General features: G+C 32.4%; 1 protein-coding gene. It reads right to left on the minus strand.

Going from position 1 to position 1,137, the window contains the following annotated elements; genetic code table 11:
* Positions 1-1,137 (minus strand): DUF6287 domain-containing protein (locus tag K4H96_RS05040; protein ID WP_227956392.1); only part of this gene is annotated, 1,137 nt, incomplete at both ends.

Raw genomic sequence — 1,137 nt, forward strand, 5'->3', positions numbered from 1 at the left:
TTCCGATATTCTGACCAAAAACTAATCTCGGTCTACTACTATCAGATTGATCACCATACGGATTTCTAAAGCCTATTTTAAATAAAGCAATCATAGCTCCTGAATTTCCTGACCGAATGTTGAGTGTTGGAAACTTGGAATTGGAAATCGAATTTGGTGAGATACTCTCATTTCTGTTCGTTTTTCCATCTGCGGTTATAATTATCTCCAGACCTTCTCCGTTTTTCCAGAYACCTGCTAAAGTCGCATAATCACCTTTCATAATGGCTTCAATGTCCAAATCTTGTTTCTCTACTGAGTCAGTAGTATATTTTTCCCACCACTTATCTTGATATTCTCTAAAACTAATTTGATTTGTTTGGCCAAATATTATTCTTTTTTCTGAACTAATATCTCCATTTGGTCCCTCAATATTTTCTGGAACCAAAAACACTGAAATTTCTTTACCCTCTACAGCTATTTGGTTTACTCCAATAAAATATGCTTCATAATAATCTCCTATTTTTCTAGGCAGTTTATTCTCATTCAACTTATATTGCATATGAGAAGAGCCACTCCAAAAATTCCAATCATTGCCTTTTCCAGTAATTCTTGGGAATACACTGGTTCGATTTTGAAAATAATCTTCAGGCTTATAAGCATATAAAGTAAATCCTGAATCAGCTATTGATTGTTCCAAATCGTCATTGGAATAAACACCGTCAAATGAAGATAAGTTCCCCTTGAGTACTAAGTCCTGGTCTTTGGCATTATCTGATTTAAAAAAATCTTTTTGATTGGAAAATATCATTTCATGGTTCAAATCACCATCAGATAAAGTAACTGTAACAAGTTTAGATTTCTCATCAAATACTTCAATAGTAATATTAAAACTATCATAACCATCAGATTTTTTCATTTTGCTAGTAGATGTTTTTTTCTTTTCCTCTTCTTTCCAACTAGTCTCAAAAATACCAGAAACCATACCATCGGATGTTTGATAGTCTATTTTCCACTTATGGTCAAGGGAACTAATTATAGCTTTACTGCCAGTATTAGAAATATACTCCCCTGTAATATCAACTTTATCTGAACTATATATATGCTCACTAACTTCTTTAGTATTTTTCGAACTATATTGCTTATAGACAAAAAAAC

This window comes from Streptococcus sanguinis (assembly GCF_020729765.1).
GTDB lineage: Bacteria > Bacillota > Bacilli > Lactobacillales > Streptococcaceae > Streptococcus > Streptococcus sanguinis_Q.